Below are 537 nucleotides of genomic sequence, written 5' to 3'. Positions count from 1 at the left end.
TCAGTCGAATATTTACCGGTATCTGTGGGCAGAACACAGCGACGACCTGATGCGACTCAGCCAACGCCACGACCCCGGCGAGTGGCTGACGGAACAACTCTCGCAGGCTCAGGAGTGGGGATGGTCGACGCCTGAACAGGTGCATTTTTTGATTATCAATAAATTGAATGAAGCTGAGCCACCGCTTATAAAAAATTGGTTACCTCATAACGGCGAAGCACCGCAGGTTCACTTCGAGCGCCTGTTTAATGAAGTGAAGTTTTGGTCTGGGGAGTCATCAGTGTGAGGGTTTTAGGTAGGGTTAATCCGCAGTGCTTTCGGGGCTTGTTTGCGTGCGCAATAGGGTTGGTATTTTCGGGCTGTTCGATAGTGCAGACGGAGAGCTTTACTTTTCAGGCTGAATTGCCGGGAAACTTTACTGTTGGTGCGGTTACGCATTATGAATCTGTATCTGGTGAGATGTGCTCTAAGCGTAAAGCTTTTCGCAGCAAGGAACGCAACGCGGCGAACCTTGTGGAACTGCAGCTACCGCTCACA

1 pseudogene is annotated in these 537 nt (G+C 50.5%); it reads left to right on the top strand.

The features are described from left to right. Positions 1 to 286 (top strand): annotated as a pseudogene (locus ACOZK9_RS27340) (DUF4123 domain-containing protein); the annotation flags it as partial. Positions 287 to 537 lie beyond the last annotated feature (251 nt).

The organism is Pseudomonas kitaguniensis, assembly GCF_049199985.1.
GTDB lineage: Bacteria > Pseudomonadota > Gammaproteobacteria > Pseudomonadales > Pseudomonadaceae > Aquipseudomonas > Aquipseudomonas kitaguniensis.
The sequence above is the reverse complement of the archived record's forward strand: the minus strand, read 5'-3'. Positions and strand labels throughout refer to the sequence as shown.